Source organism: Psychrobacillus sp. INOP01, from assembly GCF_018140925.1.
GTDB lineage: Bacteria > Bacillota > Bacilli > Bacillales_A > Planococcaceae > Psychrobacillus.
On the sequence record NZ_CP073315.1, the window covers coordinates 3,775,207 to 3,797,388 of the forward strand.

The 22,182-nt window shown below is 34.8% G+C and carries 24 protein-coding genes and 3 pseudogenes; 18 read left to right on the forward strand and 9 right to left on the reverse strand.

The features are described from left to right. Positions 1-338: 338 nt before the first annotated feature. The 6 genes and pseudogenes from KD050_RS18390 to bioD all read right to left on the reverse strand — a co-directional run bounded on the left by KD050_RS18390 (position 339) and on the right by bioD (position 5,468). Entirely contained in the window at positions 339-821 is a 483-nt protein-coding gene (locus tag KD050_RS18390; RefSeq protein WP_211893756.1) for a nucleoside deaminase, read from the reverse strand. 172 nt (positions 822-993) lie between these two features. After that, positions 994-1,309: pseudogene (locus KD050_RS18395) on the reverse strand (multidrug efflux SMR transporter). A 556-nt stretch (positions 1,310-1,865) separates the two neighbouring features. Then, positions 1,866-2,864 carry a biotin synthase BioB gene (gene bioB / locus KD050_RS18400; RefSeq protein ID WP_211893757.1) on the reverse strand — a complete coding sequence of 333 codons (999 nt, stop codon included), beginning with the start codon at positions 2,862-2,864 and terminating at the stop codon, positions 1,866-1,868. Further along, positions 2,830-3,435, reverse strand: coding sequence for a biotin transporter BioY (locus KD050_RS18405; RefSeq protein ID WP_235753854.1), 606 nt, complete (start codon positions 3,433-3,435; stop codon positions 2,830-2,832). The genes bioB and KD050_RS18405 overlap by 35 nt, the downstream gene beginning before the upstream one ends. Position 3,436: 1 nt before the next feature. Continuing rightward, positions 3,437-4,798 (reverse strand): adenosylmethionine--8-amino-7-oxononanoate transaminase, encoded by a 1,362-nt coding sequence (gene bioA, locus KD050_RS18410; RefSeq protein WP_211893758.1) that lies wholly within the window; start codon positions 4,796-4,798, stop codon positions 3,437-3,439. Further along, positions 4,788-5,468, reverse strand: a complete 681-nt coding sequence (bioD, locus tag KD050_RS18415) for a dethiobiotin synthase (RefSeq protein WP_211893759.1) — start codon at positions 5,466-5,468, stop codon at positions 4,788-4,790. Before bioD ends, bioA begins: the two co-directional genes overlap by 11 nt. Positions 5,469-5,840: 372 nt before the next feature. On the opposite strand from bioD, the gene KD050_RS18420 reads away from it, so the two are divergent. The 4 genes from KD050_RS18420 (at position 5,841) to KD050_RS18435 (ending at position 7,017) form a co-directional block, all read left to right on the forward strand. Then, on the forward strand, positions 5,841-5,963 hold the full coding sequence (locus tag KD050_RS18420; RefSeq protein ID WP_211893760.1) for a YjcZ family sporulation protein: 123 nt from the start codon (positions 5,841-5,843) through the stop codon (positions 5,961-5,963). A gap of 273 nt (positions 5,964-6,236) precedes the next feature. Beyond that, entirely contained in the window at positions 6,237-6,452 is a 216-nt protein-coding gene (locus KD050_RS18425; RefSeq protein WP_211893761.1) for a transcriptional regulator, read from the forward strand. Then, the gene (locus tag KD050_RS18430) at positions 6,449-6,832 is read left to right on the forward strand and encodes a YolD-like family protein (protein ID WP_211893762.1); all 384 of its coding nucleotides are present in this window, start codon (positions 6,449-6,451) and stop codon (positions 6,830-6,832) included. Before KD050_RS18425 ends, KD050_RS18430 begins: the two co-directional genes overlap by 4 nt. Before the next feature lie 14 nt (positions 6,833-6,846). Then, entirely contained in the window at positions 6,847-7,017 is a 171-nt protein-coding gene (locus KD050_RS18435; protein WP_211893763.1) for a hypothetical protein, read from the forward strand. A 28-nt stretch (positions 7,018-7,045) separates the two neighbouring features. On the opposite strand, the pseudogene KD050_RS18440 reads toward KD050_RS18435, so the two are convergent. Further along, positions 7,046-7,180 (reverse strand): annotated as a pseudogene (locus KD050_RS18440) (IS3 family transposase); the annotation flags it as partial. Positions 7,181-7,889: 709 nt separating this feature from the next. Here KD050_RS18440 and KD050_RS18445 point away from each other — a divergent pair. Further along, the gene (locus KD050_RS18445) at positions 7,890-8,039 is read left to right on the forward strand and encodes a hypothetical protein (protein WP_211893765.1); all 150 of its coding nucleotides are present in this window, start codon (positions 7,890-7,892) and stop codon (positions 8,037-8,039) included. A gap of 177 nt (positions 8,040-8,216) precedes the next feature. Here the strand turns inward: KD050_RS18445 and KD050_RS18450 are convergent, their stop codons facing one another. After that, positions 8,217-9,098: a GNAT family N-acetyltransferase gene (locus tag KD050_RS18450; RefSeq protein ID WP_211893766.1), complete on the reverse strand. Its 882-nt coding sequence runs from the start codon at positions 9,096-9,098 to the stop codon at positions 8,217-8,219. Positions 9,099-9,404: 306 nt separating this feature from the next. Here KD050_RS18450 and KD050_RS18455 point away from each other — a divergent pair. Continuing rightward, positions 9,405-9,800 (forward strand): annotated as a pseudogene (locus KD050_RS18455) (prolyl oligopeptidase family serine peptidase); the annotation flags it as partial. Between the two features lie 159 nt (positions 9,801-9,959). Here KD050_RS18455 and KD050_RS18460 read toward each other — a convergent pair. Then, on the reverse strand, positions 9,960-11,342 hold the full coding sequence (locus tag KD050_RS18460; RefSeq protein ID WP_211893768.1) for a MocR-like pyridoxine biosynthesis transcription factor PdxR: 1,383 nt from the start codon (positions 11,340-11,342) through the stop codon (positions 9,960-9,962). 115 nt (positions 11,343-11,457) lie between these two features. Here KD050_RS18460 and KD050_RS18465 point away from each other — a divergent pair, with 115 nt between their 5' ends. The 12 genes from KD050_RS18465 to KD050_RS18520 all read left to right on the forward strand — a co-directional run bounded on the left by KD050_RS18465 (position 11,458) and on the right by KD050_RS18520 (position 22,083). Continuing rightward, on the forward strand, positions 11,458-12,072 hold the full coding sequence (locus KD050_RS18465) for an FMN-binding negative transcriptional regulator (protein WP_211893769.1): 615 nt from the start codon (positions 11,458-11,460) through the stop codon (positions 12,070-12,072). Positions 12,073-12,230: 158 nt separating this feature from the next. After that, entirely contained in the window at positions 12,231-12,632 is a 402-nt protein-coding gene (locus KD050_RS18470) for a hypothetical protein (RefSeq protein WP_211893770.1), read from the forward strand. A gap of 337 nt (positions 12,633-12,969) precedes the next feature. Then, positions 12,970-14,301 carry an amidohydrolase family protein gene (locus tag KD050_RS18475; RefSeq protein ID WP_211893771.1) on the forward strand — a complete coding sequence of 444 codons (1,332 nt, stop codon included), beginning with the start codon at positions 12,970-12,972 and terminating at the stop codon, positions 14,299-14,301. A gap of 534 nt (positions 14,302-14,835) precedes the next feature. Then, positions 14,836-15,729: a class A beta-lactamase gene (bla, locus tag KD050_RS18480; protein ID WP_370627240.1), complete on the forward strand. Its 894-nt coding sequence runs from the start codon at positions 14,836-14,838 to the stop codon at positions 15,727-15,729. Positions 15,730-15,970: 241 nt separating this feature from the next. Beyond that, the gene (locus KD050_RS18485; protein ID WP_211893773.1) at positions 15,971-16,234 is read left to right on the forward strand and encodes a hypothetical protein; all 264 of its coding nucleotides are present in this window, start codon (positions 15,971-15,973) and stop codon (positions 16,232-16,234) included. 748 nt (positions 16,235-16,982) lie between these two features. Next, on the forward strand, positions 16,983-17,945 hold the full coding sequence (locus KD050_RS18490; protein ID WP_211893774.1) for a helix-turn-helix transcriptional regulator: 963 nt from the start codon (positions 16,983-16,985) through the stop codon (positions 17,943-17,945). Positions 17,946-18,020: 75 nt separating this feature from the next. After that, positions 18,021-18,653: a type 1 glutamine amidotransferase family protein gene (locus KD050_RS18495; protein ID WP_211893775.1), complete on the forward strand. Its 633-nt coding sequence runs from the start codon at positions 18,021-18,023 to the stop codon at positions 18,651-18,653. Between the two features lie 1,158 nt (positions 18,654-19,811). Next, positions 19,812-20,282 (forward strand): DUF2691 family protein, encoded by a 471-nt coding sequence (locus tag KD050_RS18500; protein WP_235753855.1) that lies wholly within the window; start codon positions 19,812-19,814, stop codon positions 20,280-20,282. A gap of 135 nt (positions 20,283-20,417) precedes the next feature. Beyond that, positions 20,418-20,786, forward strand: coding sequence for a hypothetical protein (locus tag KD050_RS18505; RefSeq protein ID WP_211893776.1), 369 nt, complete (start codon positions 20,418-20,420; stop codon positions 20,784-20,786). A gap of 118 nt (positions 20,787-20,904) precedes the next feature. After that, complete coding sequence (locus tag KD050_RS18510) at positions 20,905-21,183, forward strand: hypothetical protein (protein WP_211893777.1); 279 nt, start codon at positions 20,905-20,907, stop codon at positions 21,181-21,183. A gap of 32 nt (positions 21,184-21,215) precedes the next feature. Continuing rightward, the gene (locus tag KD050_RS18515; RefSeq protein ID WP_211893778.1) at positions 21,216-21,803 is read left to right on the forward strand and encodes a histidine phosphatase family protein; all 588 of its coding nucleotides are present in this window, start codon (positions 21,216-21,218) and stop codon (positions 21,801-21,803) included. 139 nt (positions 21,804-21,942) lie between these two features. After that, the gene (locus KD050_RS18520; RefSeq protein WP_211893779.1) at positions 21,943-22,083 is read left to right on the forward strand and encodes a hypothetical protein; all 141 of its coding nucleotides are present in this window, start codon (positions 21,943-21,945) and stop codon (positions 22,081-22,083) included. Positions 22,084-22,182: the final 99 nt, after the last annotated feature.

Sequence of the window (22,182 nt, forward strand, 5' to 3'; positions counted from 1 at the left end):
TGTAAAAAAGACAGTAAATGATGTTAGTAGAATCATAGAATAGGTTACCTAATGATGTTTTGTTTGCTTTTACAAGTTCCAAGAAATGAGGTGAACTTAGTTGAGGTTAATTAATCAAATATTTATTGAATGGACAATTGCTAGAATCTACGAGGATTTTACTTTTATGTAGGCAATAGATAATGCCTAAGTACAAATATAAACATGTGTAAATGATGGGGAAAAGGTCATAATTCACCAATTAGTAAACGTTAGTGACTTCATTTTGAACTTCACCCCAATTGTTAGACACCATCTAACAATTGGGGTGAAGTTTTAAACATCAGGGAGCGATATGTTCAACGTCTCTTTGCGTAAAACTGACGATGGAGTTGACGAACTTGCTCTTCTAGTTCAGGAACAGGGCCATCTATTGTGGTATCACGAATAACATCTTGAATGGGAAGATTTCGAACACGCGATGGAGTAACCTCCATTTCACTCAACCATTGTACCAGCTGTTCGGACGAACATGCATAAACGATTCGACCTAAACCAACCCAACCGTGGGCCGCAGCGCACATAGGGCAATGTTCGCCCGAGGTATATACTGTCGCCTTGCCTCTTTCTTCAACTGTCATGTTCCCGGCTGCCCATCGCGCCAAAGCAAACTCTGGGTGTTGAGTATGGTCACCATTTGCAACGTGGTTATGGTCTTCTACAAGCACGTCTCCGTTGGCTGAGACAAGAACTGAACCAAATGGCTCATCACCTTTCTCCAACGCAGTTTTTGCTAGTTCAATACAACGTCGCAGGTGCTTCAAATCAGAATCACTTATCATATTTGTATCCTCCTCGTACTTTTTTATTTTTTTCATCAATATTCCATAAACATGACCCGTTTGCAGAGGACTGATCTTATTAAAAGTCAATCAAATTCATAGGTGTTTGGCAAGTATAAAAATTTGCTTCTTAAAAACAGATTATCTTCTTCATTTAAAATTAAAAATTCCTTTATGAAACAAGTTTAAGATCAACTGCAGGACCTAATACCATTCCTATGAAAACAAGTCTTCTCCAGTCTCTTGATTCACCATAAAATAACATGCCTAATATTGTTCCATCAGAAGCACCAATTCCTGTCCAAATAGCATAAAGCTATACACATAGGAAGTGTTTTCATTGAATAAGCAAGAAGAATAAAACTTGCTCCAAACCCGAGAATTAAAAGTACTAATGCTTGCCAATTACGGTCTTTGTGCAATTTATTGATAATAGCAAGACTAAACATTTCAAACAAACCTGCTAATATTAAAGAAATCCAGGCCATTAAGAGTTTTCGATCAACCATTATCATTATATAGAAGCTGATAAAGTTAACAATAGCAGTTCCAACCCAAGTCCAAAAGTCAGTTTTTGCTGCATGGATGGCTAAAGGGCTTTAGTTGAACAAGTAGCTGCTTGTAAGGGTAGCTTTTTTTTATTGAACTAACGCAGAAGTTGAGTTGATGAAGAAGGTATAAATAGAGGGTTGTCTAAGTAGGTATTATATGGGGTATATCCTTTATTGAACAACCGATGGCGATTACCTAAAATGAGCAACCACTTATTATTCTATTTTGTTAGGAATATTAAAGGAGTTGGTAGGTTTCTTTAAATGATTTGGATATATATTATTTTGAAACGAAAGGTGGAACTTTAGATTTGATTGATTATTTTGAACGTAAAATATGATTAAAAGACTTTGGAGTATAGGTATTTTAAAGACCGCAAATTCAAACGCGAATTTGCGGTCTACTTCGTGCTTTAATTTGTATTTTGTACCACTCAACTAAACGGGTTACGTATGATGGATAGACAACTTTGTATTACTTAATAATAATATACTAGACCCTTGCTAATGCGGCTTGTTTTTCAGTAAGCTCTATTTCGAATCCTAGGTCCTGCAACATTAAGTAGTCTTTATTCTTCTCTTGCCCCTCTGTTGTTAAATAGTCTCCAACAAAGATACTATTTGCTGCGTATAACCCCAATGGTTGTAGGGAACCAAGATTTACTTCCCTACCCCCTGAAATGCGGATTTCTTTTGATGGATTGATAAAACGAAACAGTGCGAGCACTTTTAAACAATAACGTGGGTTTAGTTCTTTTGTACCTTCTAATTTCGTACCATCAATTGCATGTAAAAAGTTAACTGGGATAGAGTCGGCATCAAGCTGGCGAAGTGCACGTGCGATGTTCACCACATCCTCTTTTGTTTCTTTCATTCCAATAATTGCACCAGAGCATGGAGATATTCCATGTTTTTTTACAATCTCCACTGTATTCAAACGGTCCTCATAGGTATGAGAGGTTGTAATGTAGCTATGATGTCGCTCGGAAGTATTTAAATTATGATTATAACGATCTACGCCTGCATTTTTTAACTCCTGTGCTTGTTCCTCTTTTAATAAACCTAAACAAGCGCAAACTTTTAGACCATAATTCTCCTTGATTTCCTCCACTGCTTCGCTCACAACCCTTACGTCTTTTCGCGTGGGACCACGACCACTAGCTACAATACAATATGTACCGATTTGATTTTCAAATGCACGCTTTGCTCCTTCTAAAATTTCTTCTTTTGAAATGAAAGGGTATTTATCGATTGGTGCATTTGAAACAGAAGATTGAGAACAATATCCACAGTCTTCTGGACAGTAGCCACTTTTAGCATTCATAATCATGTTTAATTTTACTTTTTTTCCATAATAATGTTTCCGAATGGTAAAAGCACCATGAAGTAATGGAAGTATTTCCTCATCATCCGTTGTTAAAATAGCTATTGCTTCTTCATTTGTTAATTCTTTACCACTAATAACTTCTTGAGCTAGTTTTTGCCAGTTCATTTTGTGTTCCTCTTTTCTGGGAATGTATTTTTTTCACTAAAGGATAAAGACGTGCTGCTAGTAAACTTGTAAAAATAGCAAGCGCAATATCAACGCCAATAGTACTGTATAATCCTGTTGCGAGTACATGTGATAGGCCCGTGGGTACGTTTAGCCATAAATTTAATGCCATATAAAGATACGGAACGCCGATAGCATAAATCACAACTGTACCGATTAAATGCGCAACAATAAAATGCTTACGTGTAGGGTTATCAAATCGTTCAATTATGTAGCCAATCACATAGGCTCCTGCTGCGAATCCTATTAAATACCCAAACGTTGGCTGCAACACATACATAAAACCGCCACCCAGTGTAAATACAGGGAGTCCAGCTAAACCAACAAGTATATAAACTAACTGACTCTGCAAACCTCGTTTGCTTCCTAATAATGAGCCTGCTAAATATACAACGATGATTTGCAAAGTAAATGGAACAACAGGTAGTGGAATTTTAAGAAAAGCACCAATTGCGGTCATTGCAGCAAAAATTGCAACAAGTGATAGAGAAGCAGTACGTGTACTTTTCAATTTATTCTCCTCTTTCTTTAAAAAATTGAATTAGTACTTCTTTCGTTATTTCGATCATCCATTTTATTTCTTCATCTGTAATGACATATGGTGGCATGAAATATATCACATTACCAAGTGGACGTATAAGTATTTCTCGTTCAAGCGCACGTTGATAAATTTGATAACCGATGCGTTCCTCACTTGGAAAAGGTTCTTTCGTAAGTTTATCAGCCACCAATTCAATCGCCCCAACGAGCCCAATTTGTCGGTATTCACCGACGTAAGGTAAGTTATCAAAAGCAGCATTCGCTAGTTCTTTTAGCAATTTTTGTTTAGCTGCCAACTGGTCCATCACATGATCTTCCTCAAAGATCGCTAACACTTCCTGCGCAACACGAATCGCTAACGGGTTGCCAGAATAACTATGAGAATGCAAGAATGCTTTCATCGTACCGTAATCGTCATAAAACGCTTGATATACTTCATTCGTTGTTAAAACTGCGGATAGTGGTAAATAGCCACCCGTAATACCTTTTGATAAACATAAAAAATCCGGTGTTACTTCTGCTTGCTCACAAGCGAATAATGTTCCCGTTCGACCGAACCCAACTGCTACTTCGTCGGCAATTAGATGCACATCATATGTATCACATAATTCTCTTAATCTTTTAAGGTAGATAGGTGGGAACATTTTCATCCCTGCTGCCGCTTGTATAAGTGGTTCAATGATAGCAGCTGAGATGGTATCGGCATGCTGTATAAATTTTTCTTCCACATATTTTATACAAGGTGCATTACAAGTCGATGGCGAATCTTGAAAAGGGCAGCGAAAACAATCAGGTCCTTGTGTACGTACAACGTTTAGTAATAGAGGAGCATATACCTCGTTATATAAATCTACTCCTCCCACAGAAAGTGCACCTAGTGTTTCACCATGATAGGCATCAGTAAATGCTAGAAAACGTTTTTTCTTAGGCTGGTTCTTTTGCGTACGATATTGAAAGCTCATTTTTAGTGCAATCTCTATAGCGGACGAACCATTATCAGAAAAAAACACTTTTTCCAACCCTTTCGGTGTTAGCTCTACAAGTTTTGCTGCCAGGTGAATTGCAGGAGTATGAGTAAAGTTTGCGAATATTACATGCTCCAGTTTGTGAGCTTGCTCAGCTAAAGCTTTACTTATCCTTGGATTCGCATGGCCAAATAAATTGACCCACCAGGATGAGACTGCGTCTAAATAACGTTTGCCTTCGTGGTCGTATAACCACACTCCCTCTCCACGATCAATAACGATGGGTGGAAAAGATTCATAATCTTTCATTTGTGAGCAAGGGTGCCAAATATGTTCAAGGTCAAGGGCTTGAAGCTCTTCATATGTCATATGTCATCAACCTTTCAAAAAGTGATTCATCATCAAAACTTTCTATTGTTCGATTTGCATCAATGACAATAGTTGGCACAGAAACATACCGGCGTATTGTATCGATATTATTTTGTTCTAATGCACTCTGTTGAAATTGATTAAATACAATACCAAGTAGATCAATGTTTTGAGCTTTTATAGCATTTACAGACAACAATGTATGATTAATAGTTCCGAGCTTTGTATGAGCTACGAGTAAAACCGGTAGTCCTGACAGCTTTATAACGTCTAGCAATGTTAGAGTAGTACGCGATTGAAGCGGAACAATCAGCCCTCCTGCTCCTTCGCAAATAACAGTGTCATACTGCTGTTGTAAAGTTTCAATTGCTTTTAATAGTCTATGTTCATCAATGGTCTCTTTTTCAAGTTCCGCCGCGTAATGTGGTGAGGCAGCTAATGGGAAAGAATATGTATTTAGTGCATGGCTGTCTAAAGGTTGTAAGCTAAACTGTGTATAATTCAATGTATCCGCGTAATATTTGAAGTTATCCTCCACGACTTCTCCAGTTTGAACAGGTTTATAAGGCAGTACTTTATAACCTTGCATTTGAAGATGACGCATGAATAATGTCGTGACAAACGTTTTGCCCACATCTGTATCTGTACCAACTACCCAAAAATGTTGCATGGGTTCCCCTCCATTCACCATAAATGTGTTAACTTAATTATTTCAATAAGTTAACACAAATTTAGTTTAGTGTAAACGAAACAATTTAAAATAAATAACAATCTATGAATACTTAGGGGTCATTTGATCGGATGGACTTGATGTGAATTACACTATTTTTATTGGACAAGTATTGAGAGAGAAGTAAAAATAGTAAACCAATCGTAGCCATGCTCATTGGAGAGTGAGGCTTTTTTTATTTGAAAGAAACTTTATTGAAAGGTTCACCACAGAGTATACAAATATAATTCTTTGATACGAGATAAATTACCTTATCCATAACATAATTTTTTCATAATCTATAAATAGTAATTGGAAAGGAGGGGGTATAAGATGTCTGGATATAGTGGAGGCGACTACGGTGGCGACTATGGTAATCGCGGATCTAACTTCGCGTTGATTGTAGTTTTGTTTATCCTACTTATTATTGTGGGAGCAAGTTTTATGAGGTACTAAACGAATATGATGTAGATTAAGAGAGAGTTTCAGCTTTGCCAACATCACTTTTTAGGCATGGGGTATAAATTGTCCGCGGTACCTAACGACTTTAAGAAAAATGGTTAGTAAAAAAGTTAAAGTATTAGATACTTTCCTATTTTTTATCTTCTCTTCTTAAAAAGCGACCATCTCATTAAATATGAGTGGTCGTTTTTTTTATTTGTCCAAAATTTACTTGTTTTAAAATAGAACAATAGTTCGTATAATAAGTGAAGAAAGGAGGGAACGAGTGTGCGTAAAAATATTTTGAAGTCCATGCAACAGAACCAAATAGTAGAAATGATTTACATGAAAGACAATGGTGAAATCAGTAAGCGAAAGTTTGTTAATGTTTCAAACGATTCTTTCCAAGCTTATTGCTTTTTAAGAGGGACTATGAGGACTTTTAAAATAGAAAATGTACTCGCATCTGTTCCCATAATTCAGAAGGAGCGTGAGGTAGTGTGAGTGATGAACAATATTTTCATGAGAATTTCTTAGAGGTATATGGATCAGCTAAGTATCTTGATCGTGGTTCTAAAAAATGGGTAGCAATGATGTTAACTGAGCATGTTAAACTGTTACGTGAATATAGTGATGAAATAAAACGAGATCCACGTCCTGAATTGAACGAATGGGATTTAGAAGCAATACATGACTGCTTAAATTTAGCTATGCTATCTAAAGCTGATACGAAAATTAAGTTGTGGAGGGATGGTCAGTTTTTCTATAAGAGGGGCACTATTGAGAGCGTAGATCTTCAGCGAAGAACATTAGAACTGGATGATCCATTTTCTTTGTTTCAAATTAATATTGATGAAATAGTAGATGTAACTATAATGGATTAAAGGTTGTGAATGAATTGGATAGAACGGAAGAACTATTTAATAAGTTGCTGGATGAACATCCGCCAGAACTAATACTTGGTGCATTAGATGAAATGTCACGAATGAAAAGAGAAGAATTATTAGCATTAGGCAAGTTATGTAAAATCATAGATCGAGCAGAAGCTAAAAGCCACCAACCAGATTAAACTGACCCAATAAAGTTAGACAAATAATTTAGGCAACTTCTAAGATCTGAGTTCGGTATTCTACCGGGCTCAAGTCTTTTAATTTCGCCTTCATTCGTTTGTGATTGTAATACGCAATGTATTCTTCTAATTCCTTTTCAAAATGTGCCATACTCTCAAATTCCTATAAATAAAACAGTTTAGATTTTAGTAAAATGAAGCCCTTTTAAGACGATTAATGAAGCTACTCCTATATCGATAAGATGATAGAGCCTTTGCTCAGTCATCCATCATATCGTGTTGTAACAATGAGTCCACACCGGAATTTGATGGGGTGCGTTAGCTTAAGTTCGGATTTGTCTTTAAAGCAGCATTTCTTATGCAACTATTGAGGCAGGGTAGTTGAATAAGGTAATATTTGGATTAAGGTAGATATAAGTCGAAAAGTTAATAACAAGGGGTGATTTTTTTATACACGTAGTAAAAAGACTTTGCAAAAAAACAATATTTCCCCTCAGAAACCTAAATTTGAAATCGTCGAGAACGTAATGGTTATTAGCATTAAGAACCATTTAAAAGATGGAGTAGACTTAGATTGTTTTAATATTTTAAACCTTATTTACCGAACAATTGGACCTTTAGAAGAGAGCTGAACAAACAAGAAATAGAATTATTGAGGCTTATGCAGAGTGTCAAGGCATTTTATTTTGATTATAGCGATGAAATGAATACTATTTGGCGATGAATTATTTTACTAAGTTTTTAATGTTTTTACTGATATATGCGAAGTTAGCAGTACACTAATAAAGTAATAAGGTTTACTTCAGTAAAATAAGGTATATTATATTTGTTGAATAGATTCTCTTTAAAGACAAGAAAAGTAGGTGAACAAAGTGGGGAAATATCAATTGGATACCAAAGGTCAGGTAGCTGTGACAAAGTTTCATGAAAAACAGTCGCCTGCCAAATTTGATAAAAAGCAGCAACTTGAAAAAATACGTGCGGAGTATTTGAAAAAGAAGCAAAAACAAACAGATAAATAATATGAATGAAAACATAGGAAGACTAAAATCTCCCTATGTTTTTCTTATTCGAAGTTCTTTTTTCTATTGATGATAGAGTTAATTATTACTATAAATTTCAGATTCGGTGACAAAAAACAAATAATTAACTTAAAAATACAGCTACCGCCAATTTATAGCGATAGCTGAATTTTTAAGTTAATGCATAAGTTGTTTTGTCATAAATACTTGTGAAATATCAGTATTTTTAAATCCATTATTTTTTAAAAACGGTAGAACATTTTTCATTTTGTCTTCCAAATTATAAGTAGTTCTTTTAATAGAACGATTAAAATGAAGCCCTTCCTGTAGTACAGCTTGAAGAGCGGGTATTCCATCTATATGTTCATTGTTAGTAAAAGCTTGAAATAATGTGACACCTTCAGCTTCATTACCAAATTGTTGCTTTGCTCTTACTAAACAAGCAGCAAGTACTTCACTATCCTTCATTGCAATAATTGCCTCTCCACCAGCCTTTGGTGTAATAGAAGGATCTACTTGCCATGGTACTAAAGCTGGGAAAATACTTGAATTTACTGCTTGCAGTGCAGGTATTCTTTTCAATTCAAATTCACTAGCAATTTTTTCATCATAGCTCAATACACCTTCTGCCTCCAAAAAATGCAGCGTGTCAATAACTTTATACCCAACCTTCTCATATAGTTTTATAGCTGGTTGATTAATGGACAGGGCCTCTAATGTAGCAATATTTACTTTTTGCTGATTTAACAAGTCAAGAGCCTTTTCAATTAGGATTGTTCCTAGTTTCTTTCCTCTGTATTCTGGAATAATTCCAGTACCACCATTCCAAGCGATTTTCTCACCATGTACTTCCCGAATGCCTTGTAATACAAATCCTATTGGTCTATCTTCATCAAACATAACAACAGACATTCCTGCTGATAGATTATCATTTCCAAAACGAGCTATAAAAGCATCCAATGGCATCTTCATCGGAATAAAATATCCTTCAAACCCACTTGTAAAAAGTTCGTGTGCTTCGTTAAAAGTTAAATGCTCCATTGTCTTAAATGTAATCATTTCATAACACCCCTTGTTAAAAAAGTAGTATACATTTCTTTAGATGACTTCACTATTCTGGAATAAGGAAATGCTGGCTGCAAAACAGAAGCATGAAGAAGAGTTACATCAATCATACCCCAAAATTTTGCAGCATGGGAAGTATTTAATTCTTTTGAGATCTCTCCACACTCTTGACCATCTTGTAAAATGATATTTTAATCTAAGAAAAAGCCTGTAAACATTGATATGACAACGTTTACAGACCTATAATATTGATGGTCCCTGGTCTCGAACCAGCGACCCCCACCTTAAGTACAAGCTGTCGTTGATTGGTATGGACAAATTGACTTTTTGAAACTGGACGAGAAGTTTACAGAATCTGGAATTACTCCGAAAATAGGAGAACGAAACTCAGATGATTCTCCGGAAAGCAAGTACATCGGTGGAAATATTACCGAGAATATAGAGCGAGTAGAAAAAGCGAATCCGGCAACTTACATTACAAAAAACGATCCAGCTTTTTTTATCCAACACGGAACGGCTGATCCGAACGTGCCAACGCAACAGTCTATTGATTTCTCTGAAAAACTTATAGATGTTTTGGGGGATGAAAAAGTGGAGCTTACACTTTTGGAAAGCGCTGTCCATGGAGGGGAACCTTTTAATTCAAAGGAAAACCTTGAAGAAGTATTTGGTTTTCTCAATCGTGTATTAAAATAAATTCATGTGGGTGGCAATTTTGCCACCCTATTTTTATTTTATGGTTTTTTTTAATAATGAAGCATTTCTTTCAAATAGAAGGTTGTATTTATACAAACAACGGTAGTTTGTTAATGTGCGATCCAATACCTTTTCGGTAAAAGACAAAAAGTAATAATATTAGCCCCCCCAAGCCTCTTTTAAAAGCTTCACGCCTTTTTGAATTTCATCACAGGTAAGATTACTGAATCCAAGTTTAATAATTGCTTCTGCAGGATGGTTATTTATGAAATAGATTGAGGTAGGATAGACCTTTACACCATAAATGGAAGCACGCTCGATTAACCATTCTTCTGAACGATTTAGATGTACCTTAACTAAAACGTACAAACCAGACTGTTCCCCAATTATGGATATACTTTGTTTGAAGTGTTTTTTTAATTCTGAAACTAAGCACTGCATTTTTCGCTTATACACAAGTCTCATTCGTTTAATATGGCGATTCCATTCTCCCTCTTCCATAAATTTAGCCATTGTAAGCTGGCTTAGGATTGAAGAGGTACTCTCGAAATGAAGAAATTGGTTTTTATAACGATTTAATACTAACTGCGGCAGCACCATATAACTTAGGCGGATTCCTGGAAGAAAGGACTTTGAGAAATTCCCTAGGTAAATGACTCTTGTTGAATCAATGGATGCAAGTGCTGGAAATGGTTGTTGAGTATAGCGAAATTCACTATCATAATCGTCTTCGATAATAAATCCATTTTTGTTGTTAGCCCAATGAATAAGCATTTGCCTTTGCTGAATGGACATACTTACACCCATTGGACTTTGATGGGAGGGAGTTACATAGATTAACCTTGAACTCAATTTTTCTAATTTCGAAAAATTAGCCCCTGTCTCATAAACTGGTAAAGTCTCAATCGTGAAACGATGAAATCGAAATGCTTCCATTGCTCCATCATAACCTGGATCCTCTATAATAATGCCAGCAATATCATCCTTCAGGATTTGTCCAAGATGAATTAACATTTGTTGGGTACTACTGCCGATTATTATCGCATTTGGCTCTGTTTTCACTCCACGAGATTGGAATAAATAAGCGGCGATTTGCTCACGCAAGCATACTTCACCAAAGGGTTCCCCGTATCGAAAGCTCTCCCGTAATGTTAAAACTTGATTTGATATTCTTCTCCAAATTTTCAGAGGAAAATTGGTTTGATCCACGGCCCCTGCTCTGAAATCAATTTCGATAGGCGTTACCGTCTCTTTATGCTTTTTATGAGGTGGGATGAAAGTATCTTGAAATAAAACCGGCTCTAATTCATTTACAAAATACCCTTTTCTCCCTTCTCCGCGGATATAGCCTTCTGCTACAAGCTGCTCGTATGCCATCAATGTGGTATTGCGACTGACTTGAAGGGAATCTGCAAGTTGGCGAATGGATGGCAATGGATCATTAGGATGTATGTCGCCACGCTTAATAAAAGACTTAAACTGCTCGTATATTTGCTTGTATTTGGGGGAATCATCCTTCAAAACAAAAATAGTATTTTTCATTTACAATCACCTTGACATGTTTATTTGTTTATAATTGTACCTTTTTATATGTCAATTTGTATAGTAGGATTCTTATATAAAAAATTTATAAAACCAATAAAGGAGTTGTTCAAACATGTTTATTCCTAAATATTATAAAATCACGGACATGGATGAAGTCAAAGAGTTTATTCAAGCAAACTCTTTTGGAACCATCGTCACAACAAAACAAGGGAAACCAATTGCCACTCATATACCTTTAGAGTTTAGAAAAAAAGGCGATGAATATTATATCGCAGGACATATGGCCTATGGGAATCCTCAATGGAGAACTTTTGAAACGTGTGAAAACGCACTTGTTATGTACCAGGGACCGGATGCGTATATTTCTTCTTCATGGTATGGTCATGAAAATGTTCCAACATGGAATTATCAAGCCGTCCATGTATATGGCAAACCGAGTATTTTAGAGCAAGAAGAGTTAAAACAAGACCTGATTATGTTACTAGAAAAATATGAAAAACATCGGAAAGATCCAATTTTATGGGACAATCTTTCGCCTCAGCTATTGGAAAGGGAACTTAAAGGTATTGTGGGATTTAAGATTAAAGTACAAGAAGTTCAAGGTGCTTATAAATTAAGCCAGAATCGAAATGAGGAGGATTACTGCAACATCATTGATCAACTACAGAAGGAAGAAGTTCTGAATTCTCATCAATTGGCAGAAGCGATGAAAAAAAATAAAAAATAAGGGAAATTAAGAGGTAGGTTTGTGAAGGTTTTCACTTAAACTAACGGGTGCTTTAGTAAAACAAGACCATCAAAAATGATGGTCTTGTTTTATGTACAATTTGAAATCCTTCTTAAACTAACGCGGCAGGTTAGTTTAAGAAGGATTTCAGAAGAAGATTGGAGAAATTAACTACTAGGGGGGAGAAACGACTTAAAAGAAATATATTTATAGGATTTTTATTTTTCATAGTTTTTTTAGTCGGGTGTTCAGACGAACAAACATTTGAAGATTTTTTTCAACAAAAAATGAAAGAAATGCATTTAGGTGAACAAAATTATTCGTATTCACTTGTTGATAATCAGTTTAATGTCGTACATGAAGACGATGCAATCGCAATATTCAAAGAGCATAAGAATCAAGAGAAAAAGATGTTTATAGCATACTTCGAGAAAGAAGATAATCAATGGGAATGGAAACAAACAAAAGGCTCCACATGGAATTCACCTGTTAAATGGTCTTCTATGAATAAGATGTATTACTTAATGGTAAAAGGAATATTATTGCCAACAACATTATAATAACAGTAAGCACCTTAGTATTTTTCTACCTGTGTTACTCCACAAACGCGCCCGATTGTTGAACATCACATTATTCTATTCAAAATAAGAATCAGAATCATTTTACACCTAAGCTTTCACAACATTAAAAGTATTTTATGTGTAAACTATGTTCCCACATACCATATCCGGGTGCTAGTTTTTGGCTACTCATTATTTTACTGGTGAATACTTGAATAATATTACATTTAATGGCAAAATTAACACAAAGAGTTATGCCAGTAAATACCAACACTTAACACATCATGACCCCATAACTCTTCATAATACTTAAAATGAATAAATTAAGGAGGCAAAAATGAGAAATTTCATTATTAAAAACGGAACAATCATTGATGTGGAAAATGGAGGTTCTTATGTAGGTTCAATCGAAGTAAAGAGAAATACGGTGAAAAGAATATATAAAAGTGGTGACGTGTTACCAGAAGGGATCGATACGGTTGATGCTGAAGGTAAATATATTATCCCAGGTTTAATCGATATGCATTGTCATATTAATGAACGATTTGCTCCCCATTTCGTTGCATCAGGGGTAACGACAATACGTAATACTGCAGGTAATGTTCTTTTACTAAAAAACTTAATTGAACAACCTGATGATGCACCAATCCCACGAATTTATGCATCAGACAGAATGATTGACGGAACACCTGGTCAATGGGGGCCAACTAGCTATGGGGCTCTCGTAACAGACGAACCGGAAGAGGCGAGGAAAGAAGTTCGTAGACAAGTAGAAGTGGGCGCAAAGTTTGTTAAATTGTATGGATGGATCAAAAGAGAGGTTATGGCAGCGGCTGTCGATGAAGCGAAAAAGTACAACTTGGAAGTTGCTATTGATTTGGTGAATTCAAAAGATTTAACGGCTTTAGATGCAGCTGAGTTAGGGGTTACTTGGATTGAACATGTATCTGGTTTTGCACATGAGATGTATAAAGGATGGAATCTATTTGTAGACCAAGAGGAATGGAGTCGTATCGATTGGGAAAATCCAGATCAAGAAAAAATAAAGGAACTTTGTGAGAAAATGTTGGCATACAATGTAAAGCTATGCCCAACAATGGTTATTTACGATCAATCTATCAACTACCCAGATATTTGGTCTCCTAAAAATATTGTTATAGAATCCGCTTCAAAGATAAATTATATGATGCAATATTGGAAGGAACAATCGGAACATGTAGACTTGATAAAAAAATATAATGCCAAAACACAGAACTTACAGAAAGCCATTGCTAAAATTTACTATGATATGGGTGGAACTGTAGTAGCTGGAACGGATACGCCTGGTTTATTATATACATACCCAGGTATGGTTTTACACCGTGAACTTGAAATATTTGTGGAGATTGGCTTTACTGAATTGGAAGCTTTACAAGCAGCAACAGTAAACGCAGCAAAATCAATCAGCCTGGATTATATTGGTGTAATTAAAGAAGGATATATTGCTGATTTAGTTATTTTAAACGACAATCCATTAGAAAAAATTGAACATACAAAGCATATAGATAAGATCGTGAAGGGCGGCAAAGTGTATACACAAGATGAAATACTGAGCTATATTCCGAGTGAAGAAGAAGTAGAGAAATCAATGGCTAAATTTACAAAACAATGGGGATTATTAGTAAAATAAAAATTGGCTTGTTCCATTTTAAGTGGAATCAAGCCTTTTTCTTATTATTCTAGCAAAATGCCCATTAACTCATCTCAAATAATAAATCCTTTAAACTTTATAAAACAACAAAAAAGAACGATTCCCCCCTCTGAAACTCGTTCTTTATCGTTATACTAACTCTAACCAAGCGATAACTTCGCAATGAGTGGAGTGTATGAACACATTGGTGCTAGTGGGTTTAATTATATAGGTTTGGTTCCTATTAAGCGTAGGTTTGGGAGGCTTTAAATAATTGTAAGGCAACCTTTTATAAAAATTCTTATTCAACAATATGGCCCGATTGCGGAATAACTAAAAAGCCTGCATTTCCATACAGGTTTTTTATCAAACTTTATTATAAATGATCGAATTTAATTATTAATTATCAATTTTTACTGAATCTCAATGGGTTTTTTTTTCAATACTTACATAAGAGTCTAATCAAATAATTAGGAGGTTTACATCATGTACAAAAGATTTTATCAAATAGTAGCACCAATAGGCTTGGTGCTTATGATTGCAGGCTGCTCAGATGAGAAAAAACAGGTTGTACAACAATCAGAAACTGAACAAACGGTGGGAACTAACCAAACATCAGAAAATATAACGGCAAAAGAAAACACAATGAAGAAATTTGAACAACTTGAGAAGGAATATGACGCAAGACTTGGTGTCTATGCCATTGACACAGGAACAAATGAAACCGTGGAATTTCGTGAGGACGAACGATTTGCTTATACATCTACATCTAAGGCCCTAGCCACAGCTATTTTATTAAAGCAAAATCCGATATCAGTGCTTGAGGAAATAAGAACATTCACCAATGAAGATATTGTTCCCTATTCTCCAATTACAGAAGACTTTGTGAACAAAGGCATGAGTCTAGGAAAGATAGCTGAAACAGCGATGCAGTATAGTGATAATACAGCAGGAAATCTTCTGTTCGAAGAATTAGGAGGACCAGATGGATTTGAAAAGGCTTTAAGAGAAAGTGGCGATACTATTACAATAGCTGACCGTATGGAACCAGATTTGAACGAAGCTATTCCTGGGGACTCACGAGATACAAGTTCCCCTAAAGCACTTGCAACTACCCTTGAGGTGTTTGGAATTAGTGAGTACCTACCAGCCGATAAGCAAGAAATTTTCACAAATTGGCTAAAGGGGAGTACTACAGGTGATACCCTTATTAGAGCTGGTGTTCCAGAGGGTTGGCAGGTTGGAGATAAGAGCGGAGCCGGTGGCTATGGAACTCGAAATGATATAGGGATTGTGTGGTCACCAAATCAAGAACCGATTATTATTGCGATCATGTCAAGTCGTAATGAAGAGAATGCAAGCTTTAATGATGAACTCATCGCAAAATCTACAAAAGTGATTGTTCAGGCGTTTTCTAACAACAAATAGATTAACATTTTTAGAGAAAGAGTACGAGTCCTCGTGTGGAGGTGGTTTTTTACTGGAAAGTTTGTGAAATAATGTACTTACACTAACGGGTGCTTTAGTTAAACAAGGCCATCATATCTGAAACCTCAAGTAGATCTCAGAAATCCATTGTGAAATGTTACACTTAAACTAACGCAGCAGTTTAGTTGAATAAGAAGATATTCTTAAAGAAGTGTTTGCAATTGAGAGGGAGTGGAAGTTGGTGGATAGGATAAAGAACCATTACTTTTATATTGTCATTGGATATTTAGGTATTTTATTAATTTCGATTGCTGGTCTAAGGTACATTTTAATCATAGATGATGTCATAGGATGTGGACTCATAATGTTTGGACTTATTTTTATCGTAAGCAATTTAAGATTTACGGAATCCAAACTACTTACAGTAAAAGAAAGACGAATTGTTAATTGGTCATTCTTTTGTGTGACGGCAATAATTTGTATAATTGGTTTTACTTTCGTATAAAAATCATCTTAATTGACTCATTTTCAACTAACCGGTGCTTTACTTCAAGATGGGGTAAGCCTTTTTTCTTATTGAACTAACGCAGCAGGTTAGTTGAAGAAGGAATAAACTATTTCACTCTCGTGTCCCAGAAGACTTTGAAAGACTTCAATGGGTGCTCAATTATCAATTGGAAAATTGACTCTCTGGATTTTTTGGTTATTAGCTCTTATTTTTACTAATAAATATTGTTTTATTTTTATAAATACTACTGTTTATTAAAGTAACTTTTATAGTCTATATATAACTTACTAATAGGTCCATAATATTTTTCCAACACCTTAGTTGTTCTCTCTGACAGTATTTGAAGTTTATGTTCACTACTACTATCAATAAAGGGCTCATTTACCAAATCTTTAACCATCGAAAAAAATGTGTCGAAACCTTGCGTTGTTATTAAGTAATCAGCAAGTAAAAAACCGACTGCATGAACTAGAGTGGAGACATTAAGAGGGATGCAAATAAGTGAGTTAAGCCCTCGTAAAACTAGTAAAAGTGTCCGTTTAGAGGAAGTATTATTAAAGACCTTAAAAAACCGTATAAAGGCGCTAGAAGAAGAGAACAAACAATTAAAAGGTCAAGTTCAAAGATTACATGGCAGTTGTTTTAGCTTTTTTGGTTTTCTTACTTTTAAATAGAAATTCAATGAATAGGTAATGTTTTTAGTATTATTTTAAAATAAATTTATTTCCATATAGAGGTGGATTCTATGGCTAAAATTGACAATGTACTAGCGATTCTATGGATGCTTAGTTCAGGTGAAAAAATTACTGCGAAACAAATTTCAGAAAAGTTAGAGATGAATATAAGAACTGTGTATCGTTATATTGATACACTTTCAATAAGTGGTGTACCTATAATTTCAGACGCAGGACATAACGGTGGATACTCTTTATTGAACAATTTTATTGAAGCTCCTCTTTTTTTTGATTTTGAGGAGCAAACCTCGCTATTTCACGCTGCTATTTTTGCAGAAGAAGCCGGGTATTATGGAGGTGAAGCACTAAATAGGGCTATATCAAAGCTAAGAAAATATTCGAATCAAGAGCAGGAAACAAAGATAAATCAACATTTAACTAGTCTTGAAGTAATAAGTCGATTAAGTTCCCTAGCTATGGAACCTTTTTTGAAGGAGTTGGAGCAGGCCGTAGCTGACGGATACTCTGTAAAAGTTCTATACCATAAAAGTGCTGAAGGGCAATCAAAGTATAGATTGGTGGATCCGTACAGAATTATTTATTGGAATAATAAGTGGTATGTGATTGGATTTTGTCATCTTAGGAATGATATCCGTAGTTTTAGAGTAGATCGATTGGAAAGTCTAATGTTAACCGAAAATAAGTTTAACCGACCAGAAAATTTTTCAGCGCGTGACTTTTTTATGAAAAACCTTGTTCCAACTATCGAAGATAAGGAAGGGATTATTTCTTTGGTTATTAATGGAGATAAAAGGGCATTGAGTGATATTTGCCAACATTGGTTTTTAGGAAGTTATTTACAAGAGTGGACTTCAAATCAAGCAGTATTTCTTCTTGAGAAAGATATGATACATACATATGTACCTTATTTACTTTTACCGTACGGTAAATCTATTCGAGTTATTGAGCCAATCAGTCTTAAGAAAAGAATGATTGAAGTTTTGTCGGAATTAATAAAATTTCATCAAATTTGATAACTTCCCTGACGCTAGGTGTCAGGGAAGTTATGTTATCTTTGGTTATATTAAATGTGATTGGAGTGTTATTGGGTGCAAACAAAAAAAGTTTTTCTTTATGTATTTAATACAATGTCGGACTGGGAATATGGATATTTAATTGCGGAACTAAACTCAGGAAGATATTTCAAAAAAGATTTAGCACCTTTAAAAGTAATTACAGTAGGAGCTAATAAAGAAATTATTACTACAATGGGAGGACTGAGCATAAAACCAGATATTTCCCTTGATGAGTGTACTCTTGAGAGTACGGATCTTATAATTTTACCTGGAGGGAATACTTGGGGAGAAGATATTCATCAACCTATTTTGAAAAAAATTGGCGAGGCTTTAAAGCTTGGCACTATTGTTGCTGCAATTTGTGGTGCAACTGAGGGACTAGCGAATGTTGGATACCTAGATTCTAGAAAGCATACAAGCAATGACTTAGAGTATATTAAAATGGTCTGTCCTAATTATAAAGGAGAAAAATTTTATGAGATGGAACCTGTAGTATCTGGCGAGAATTTGGTTACTGCATCAGGAGTAGCTCCTCTGGAATTTGCGATGGAAGTAATGAAAAAATTAGATGTATTTGCACCAGATACATTGCATTCTTGGTATAACCTAAATAAGACTCATAAACCCGAATATTTTTTCCAGTTAATGGACTCAATAAGTAGATGAGCTAAAAAAATCAACTTAGCAGTTTAATATTCGTTTAAATAATTACTATGCTTTAGACGATGTCTATAGCATGGTTTTTTTATACAACTTAAAATAAAGACCTTGAAAAGTAGTTTAAATGCAACTTGATCTTTCATTCTTTTTACCTGTTTTTCATAAATTAAGTAATTTAATTATGCCGACTTTGAAGACACGTAGTCAAAGCAAAGAGGTTGCTGTCATAATGTTTTTTTCACGTTACTCTTGATATAATCCACCAGTTGGCAAAGAAGATATCCTTCGCATTAAAGGAGTGTTATAAATGCGATGGGATTTCCACTCGGCAACACAACGAACCTGGTGGGAGTCAAGATGTCTGGCATTACCATCTACATGTTTATCTACGATATAACGAGGATGATCTTTATAGAACGGACGGTAAATTAAGTGCTCCAGAAGATAGGCTTAACTATGCTGAACAATTAAGAAACTGGTTAATAAAAATGAGTTGAATAATGACAACTAAATTTATTAAATCTACTATTAATTATTAGACTATCGGGTGCTTTACTTCAACAAGGAGTAAAGCACTTTCCTTATTGAACTAACGCAGCAGTTTAGTTGAAGAAGGAATTTTTGCCTATTGTAGAGAAATATTATATGAAACAAATTCAATATCTCGTGATAGGAATGCAAATAAATATAGGAGAATGATTGTTTATGATAAAAGAAATTCTTAGATTATATGAACGGGATGAATCAATTCATAATTTATATGTGTCAATATCAAATAGAGAAATATTTAGTTCCCAGGATAAGAAAAGTTCTCATTTAATTAGGTTCAGGCGGTCAACAATTTCTCATATATCCCAAGAAAAGGATTTCAATTATTGTAACTGCTAATCCAAAAAAATTTAATCACTTAAAAGTGAAGCTATATCAAATCAGATTCTCGACATAATTACTTAAAAGATCATCGCTTTAGTTAACCAGACCATCATTTTGAACTGCACCCCAATTGTTAGACACCATCTAACAATTGGGGTGCAGTTCATTTCGAGGGTCTTTTTTTATGTCCAGAACATCTATTAGATATCGGCAATCCATTGTGAAATGTTACACTTAAACTAACGAACCAGTTTAGTTGAAGAAGGCAAAGAGCTGTTTCATGTTAAGGAGGTGATTAGAATTAGAGGTATAACTTTTGAAATTCCAAATGGTTATGGAAAATACTTGTATGAAATTTTAAGTGATTTAGAACTTAATGGATTCAATTGGCGAATTGGCGGAGGAGAATCTTATAAAAAAGAAAACAACACATTAGGGGTTCCCCTATTTCCATCTCTGTGTACAGTTAATGGGGAAACATTATCTGAGATTATTTCAAAAGAAGAATATTATCTGATATTCGTCGATTTAAAGGCATTTGAAAATAAGTTAGATGTAAAAGAAATTGCAACTTATCAAGAATTTGTTGATAGTGAATGTCAGTTTATACTTTTAGTAGTTGATTCCTCGTATGTAACAATTTATTCAAAAAACCAAAACATAATTCAACAATTGTTTTCTAAGGGAGTAATTGCTGGTTATAAAAATATAGAATATATTACAGATGAAAATGATAGAAATACAACGTTGATTGCTTTTTAATACCCTATTGTACAAATCGATTTGTAGTAATTTCGTAGAGGATACTTCAACTAACGGGTGCTTTACTTTAGGAAGGAGTACAGCCGTTCTTGAACCAAAGCGGGATAAAATATTCCTTGTAAATTAGGAGGGAAAATGATTTCCAAATTAAAAAAACTTATCAGTTATTTTAGTTTTAAGATTGGACTGAAATCAAAACAAAGTTCGGTGGGATGGACAACCTTTGCACCATTAAGAATCGTACCCGAATATACAAATATAGATTTAGAGAAAAAACAAGTCACAGGGGTAGTAAAATATAATGGTGAAGCATATTTAACTGTAATTGTGGATGTTCAAAATAATAAAACAAAGACAGTAGGAAGTTTAAGAAGGATTGCCGAAGTAACAAAACCTTTTAAAAAAAGTAACTACATTGAAATAATTAAATCTGAAGCTGAAATTTTAATTAAAAATGGAGTAGCAAACCCAACTACGCTAATCGTTAACTTCTTCTTAAACTAACGGGTGCTTTAGCTCACAAGTGGCTGCCTGTAAAGGTAGCTTTTCTTATTGAACTAACAAAGCAGTTTAGCTCAATAATGGGGTTTTATGGTAAGGTGGAGAAAAAGATTAAAGGGGGTTGGAACGTGAAAAAACTTTAGTGAAAATGGCTATATATTCCTTTATTATTTCTTTTTCGGCATTGTTTGTATTGGTTGATAGAACGGGAACATCAGAGGATGTTAATGGAATGCATTCGGGTTGGGAAATTCCTTATCCAGATTTTCTCTTTAAGATTTTGGAATACTCTATAACGATTACATTCATTATGGTCATAATTGTATCATTGATTAAATGGTTCAAAAAAATAAAGGATATTGAACTAACGGGTGCTTTAGTAAAACAGGGCTGTGGATAAATTATAACTACACTTTGGGGGGGAAATATATTATGAGCACATTTGTTTATATGGTGAGACACGGTGAGTCGCCAAAAGTAGGAAATGAAAGAACAAGAGGATTAACCGAAAAAGGTTATTTAGATGCTCAACGAGTAACTGACATAATGAAAGATGAAGAAGTTGATGCAGTTGTTTCAAGTCCATATGTACGCTCAATTTTAACTGTTGAAAAGTTAGCTCAACAAATAGGGCAAAAAGTTTTAGTGTATGAAGATTTAAAAGAGAAGGTATTTTCTTCTGAAGACAATCGAATATCTGATAAGGAATTGGTTCCACTTTTGAAGAAGTCGTTTTTCGAATCAAATTTCTCTTTAGAGGGAGGAGAATCAAATGCTGATTCCCAAAAAAGAGCTATAAAAGTCTTAAAAGAACTATTAGATACTTTTAGAGATAAAAAAATAGTGATAGGTACTCACGGGGCAGTTATGACCTTGATGATGGGATATTTCGATAGCACTTATGACTTGAATTTTTTACATAACACATCAAAACCTGATATTTATAGAATGGAATTCGATGAACAGGAATTAGTGAATGTTCAAAGACTATGGGATGTAAATATTGGTATTAACCAATAAATTTTTTTTGTTATTCAACTTACAGGTGCTTTACTTCAAGAAGGAGTAAAGCATTTTTCTTATTGAACAAACGAAGCAGGTATTTAGGGTGCTGATTTATTTGGCATCCTTTATAATATAGCTTAAAAGAGGTGTTTTCATGGAGACAGAAGATATGCTAAAAATGATTGAGAACTTAAATGATGAAGAGAAACAGAAGTTTTTAGATTTAATATTTGATGAATACTTTATTGGCGGTGGTGCTGTTAGACACACCATTGAAAATAACGAAACTGAGTGAAGCTTAGATGCTTTGCTCTTTTTTTACGTCTAAAACGTCAAGAGATTTCGGCGATCCATTGTAAAATGATACACTTAAACTAACGGGGCAGGGTAGTTG

What these genes read in the sequence shown, in the direction of transcription:
- KD050_RS18390 (WP_211893756.1), bottom strand. Translation starts at nt 821, where the DNA reads ATGATAAGTGATTCTGATTTGAAGCACCTGCGACGTTGTATTGAACTA.
- bioB (WP_211893757.1), bottom strand. Translation starts at nt 2,864, where the DNA reads ATGAACTGGCAAAAACTAGCTCAAGAAGTTATTAGTGGTAAAGAATTA.
- bioA (WP_211893758.1), bottom strand. Translation starts at nt 4,798, where the DNA reads ATGACATATGAAGAGCTTCAAGCCCTTGACCTTGAACATATTTGGCAC.
- bioD (WP_211893759.1), bottom strand. Translation starts at nt 5,468, where the DNA reads ATGCAACATTTTTGGGTAGTTGGTACAGATACAGATGTGGGCAAAACG.
- KD050_RS18420 (WP_211893760.1), top strand. Translation starts at nt 5,841, where the DNA reads ATGTCTGGATATAGTGGAGGCGACTACGGTGGCGACTATGGTAATCGC.
- KD050_RS18450 (WP_211893766.1), bottom strand. Translation starts at nt 9,098, where the DNA reads ATGATTACATTTAAGACAATGGAGCATTTAACTTTTAACGAAGCACAC.
- KD050_RS18460 (WP_211893768.1), bottom strand. Translation starts at nt 11,342, where the DNA reads ATGAAAAATACTATTTTTGTTTTGAAGGATGATTCCCCCAAATACAAG.
- KD050_RS18465 (WP_211893769.1), top strand. Translation starts at nt 11,458, where the DNA reads ATGTTTATTCCTAAATATTATAAAATCACGGACATGGATGAAGTCAAA.
- KD050_RS18475 (WP_211893771.1), top strand. Translation starts at nt 12,970, where the DNA reads ATGAGAAATTTCATTATTAAAAACGGAACAATCATTGATGTGGAAAAT.
- bla (WP_370627240.1), top strand. Translation starts at nt 14,836, where the DNA reads ATGATTGCAGGCTGCTCAGATGAGAAAAAACAGGTTGTACAACAATCA.
- KD050_RS18490 (WP_211893774.1), top strand. Translation starts at nt 16,983, where the DNA reads ATGGCTAAAATTGACAATGTACTAGCGATTCTATGGATGCTTAGTTCA.
- KD050_RS18505 (WP_211893776.1), top strand. Translation starts at nt 20,418, where the DNA reads ATGATTTCCAAATTAAAAAAACTTATCAGTTATTTTAGTTTTAAGATT.
- KD050_RS18515 (WP_211893778.1), top strand. Translation starts at nt 21,216, where the DNA reads ATGAGCACATTTGTTTATATGGTGAGACACGGTGAGTCGCCAAAAGTA.
- KD050_RS18520 (WP_211893779.1), top strand. Translation starts at nt 21,943, where the DNA reads ATGGAGACAGAAGATATGCTAAAAATGATTGAGAACTTAAATGATGAA.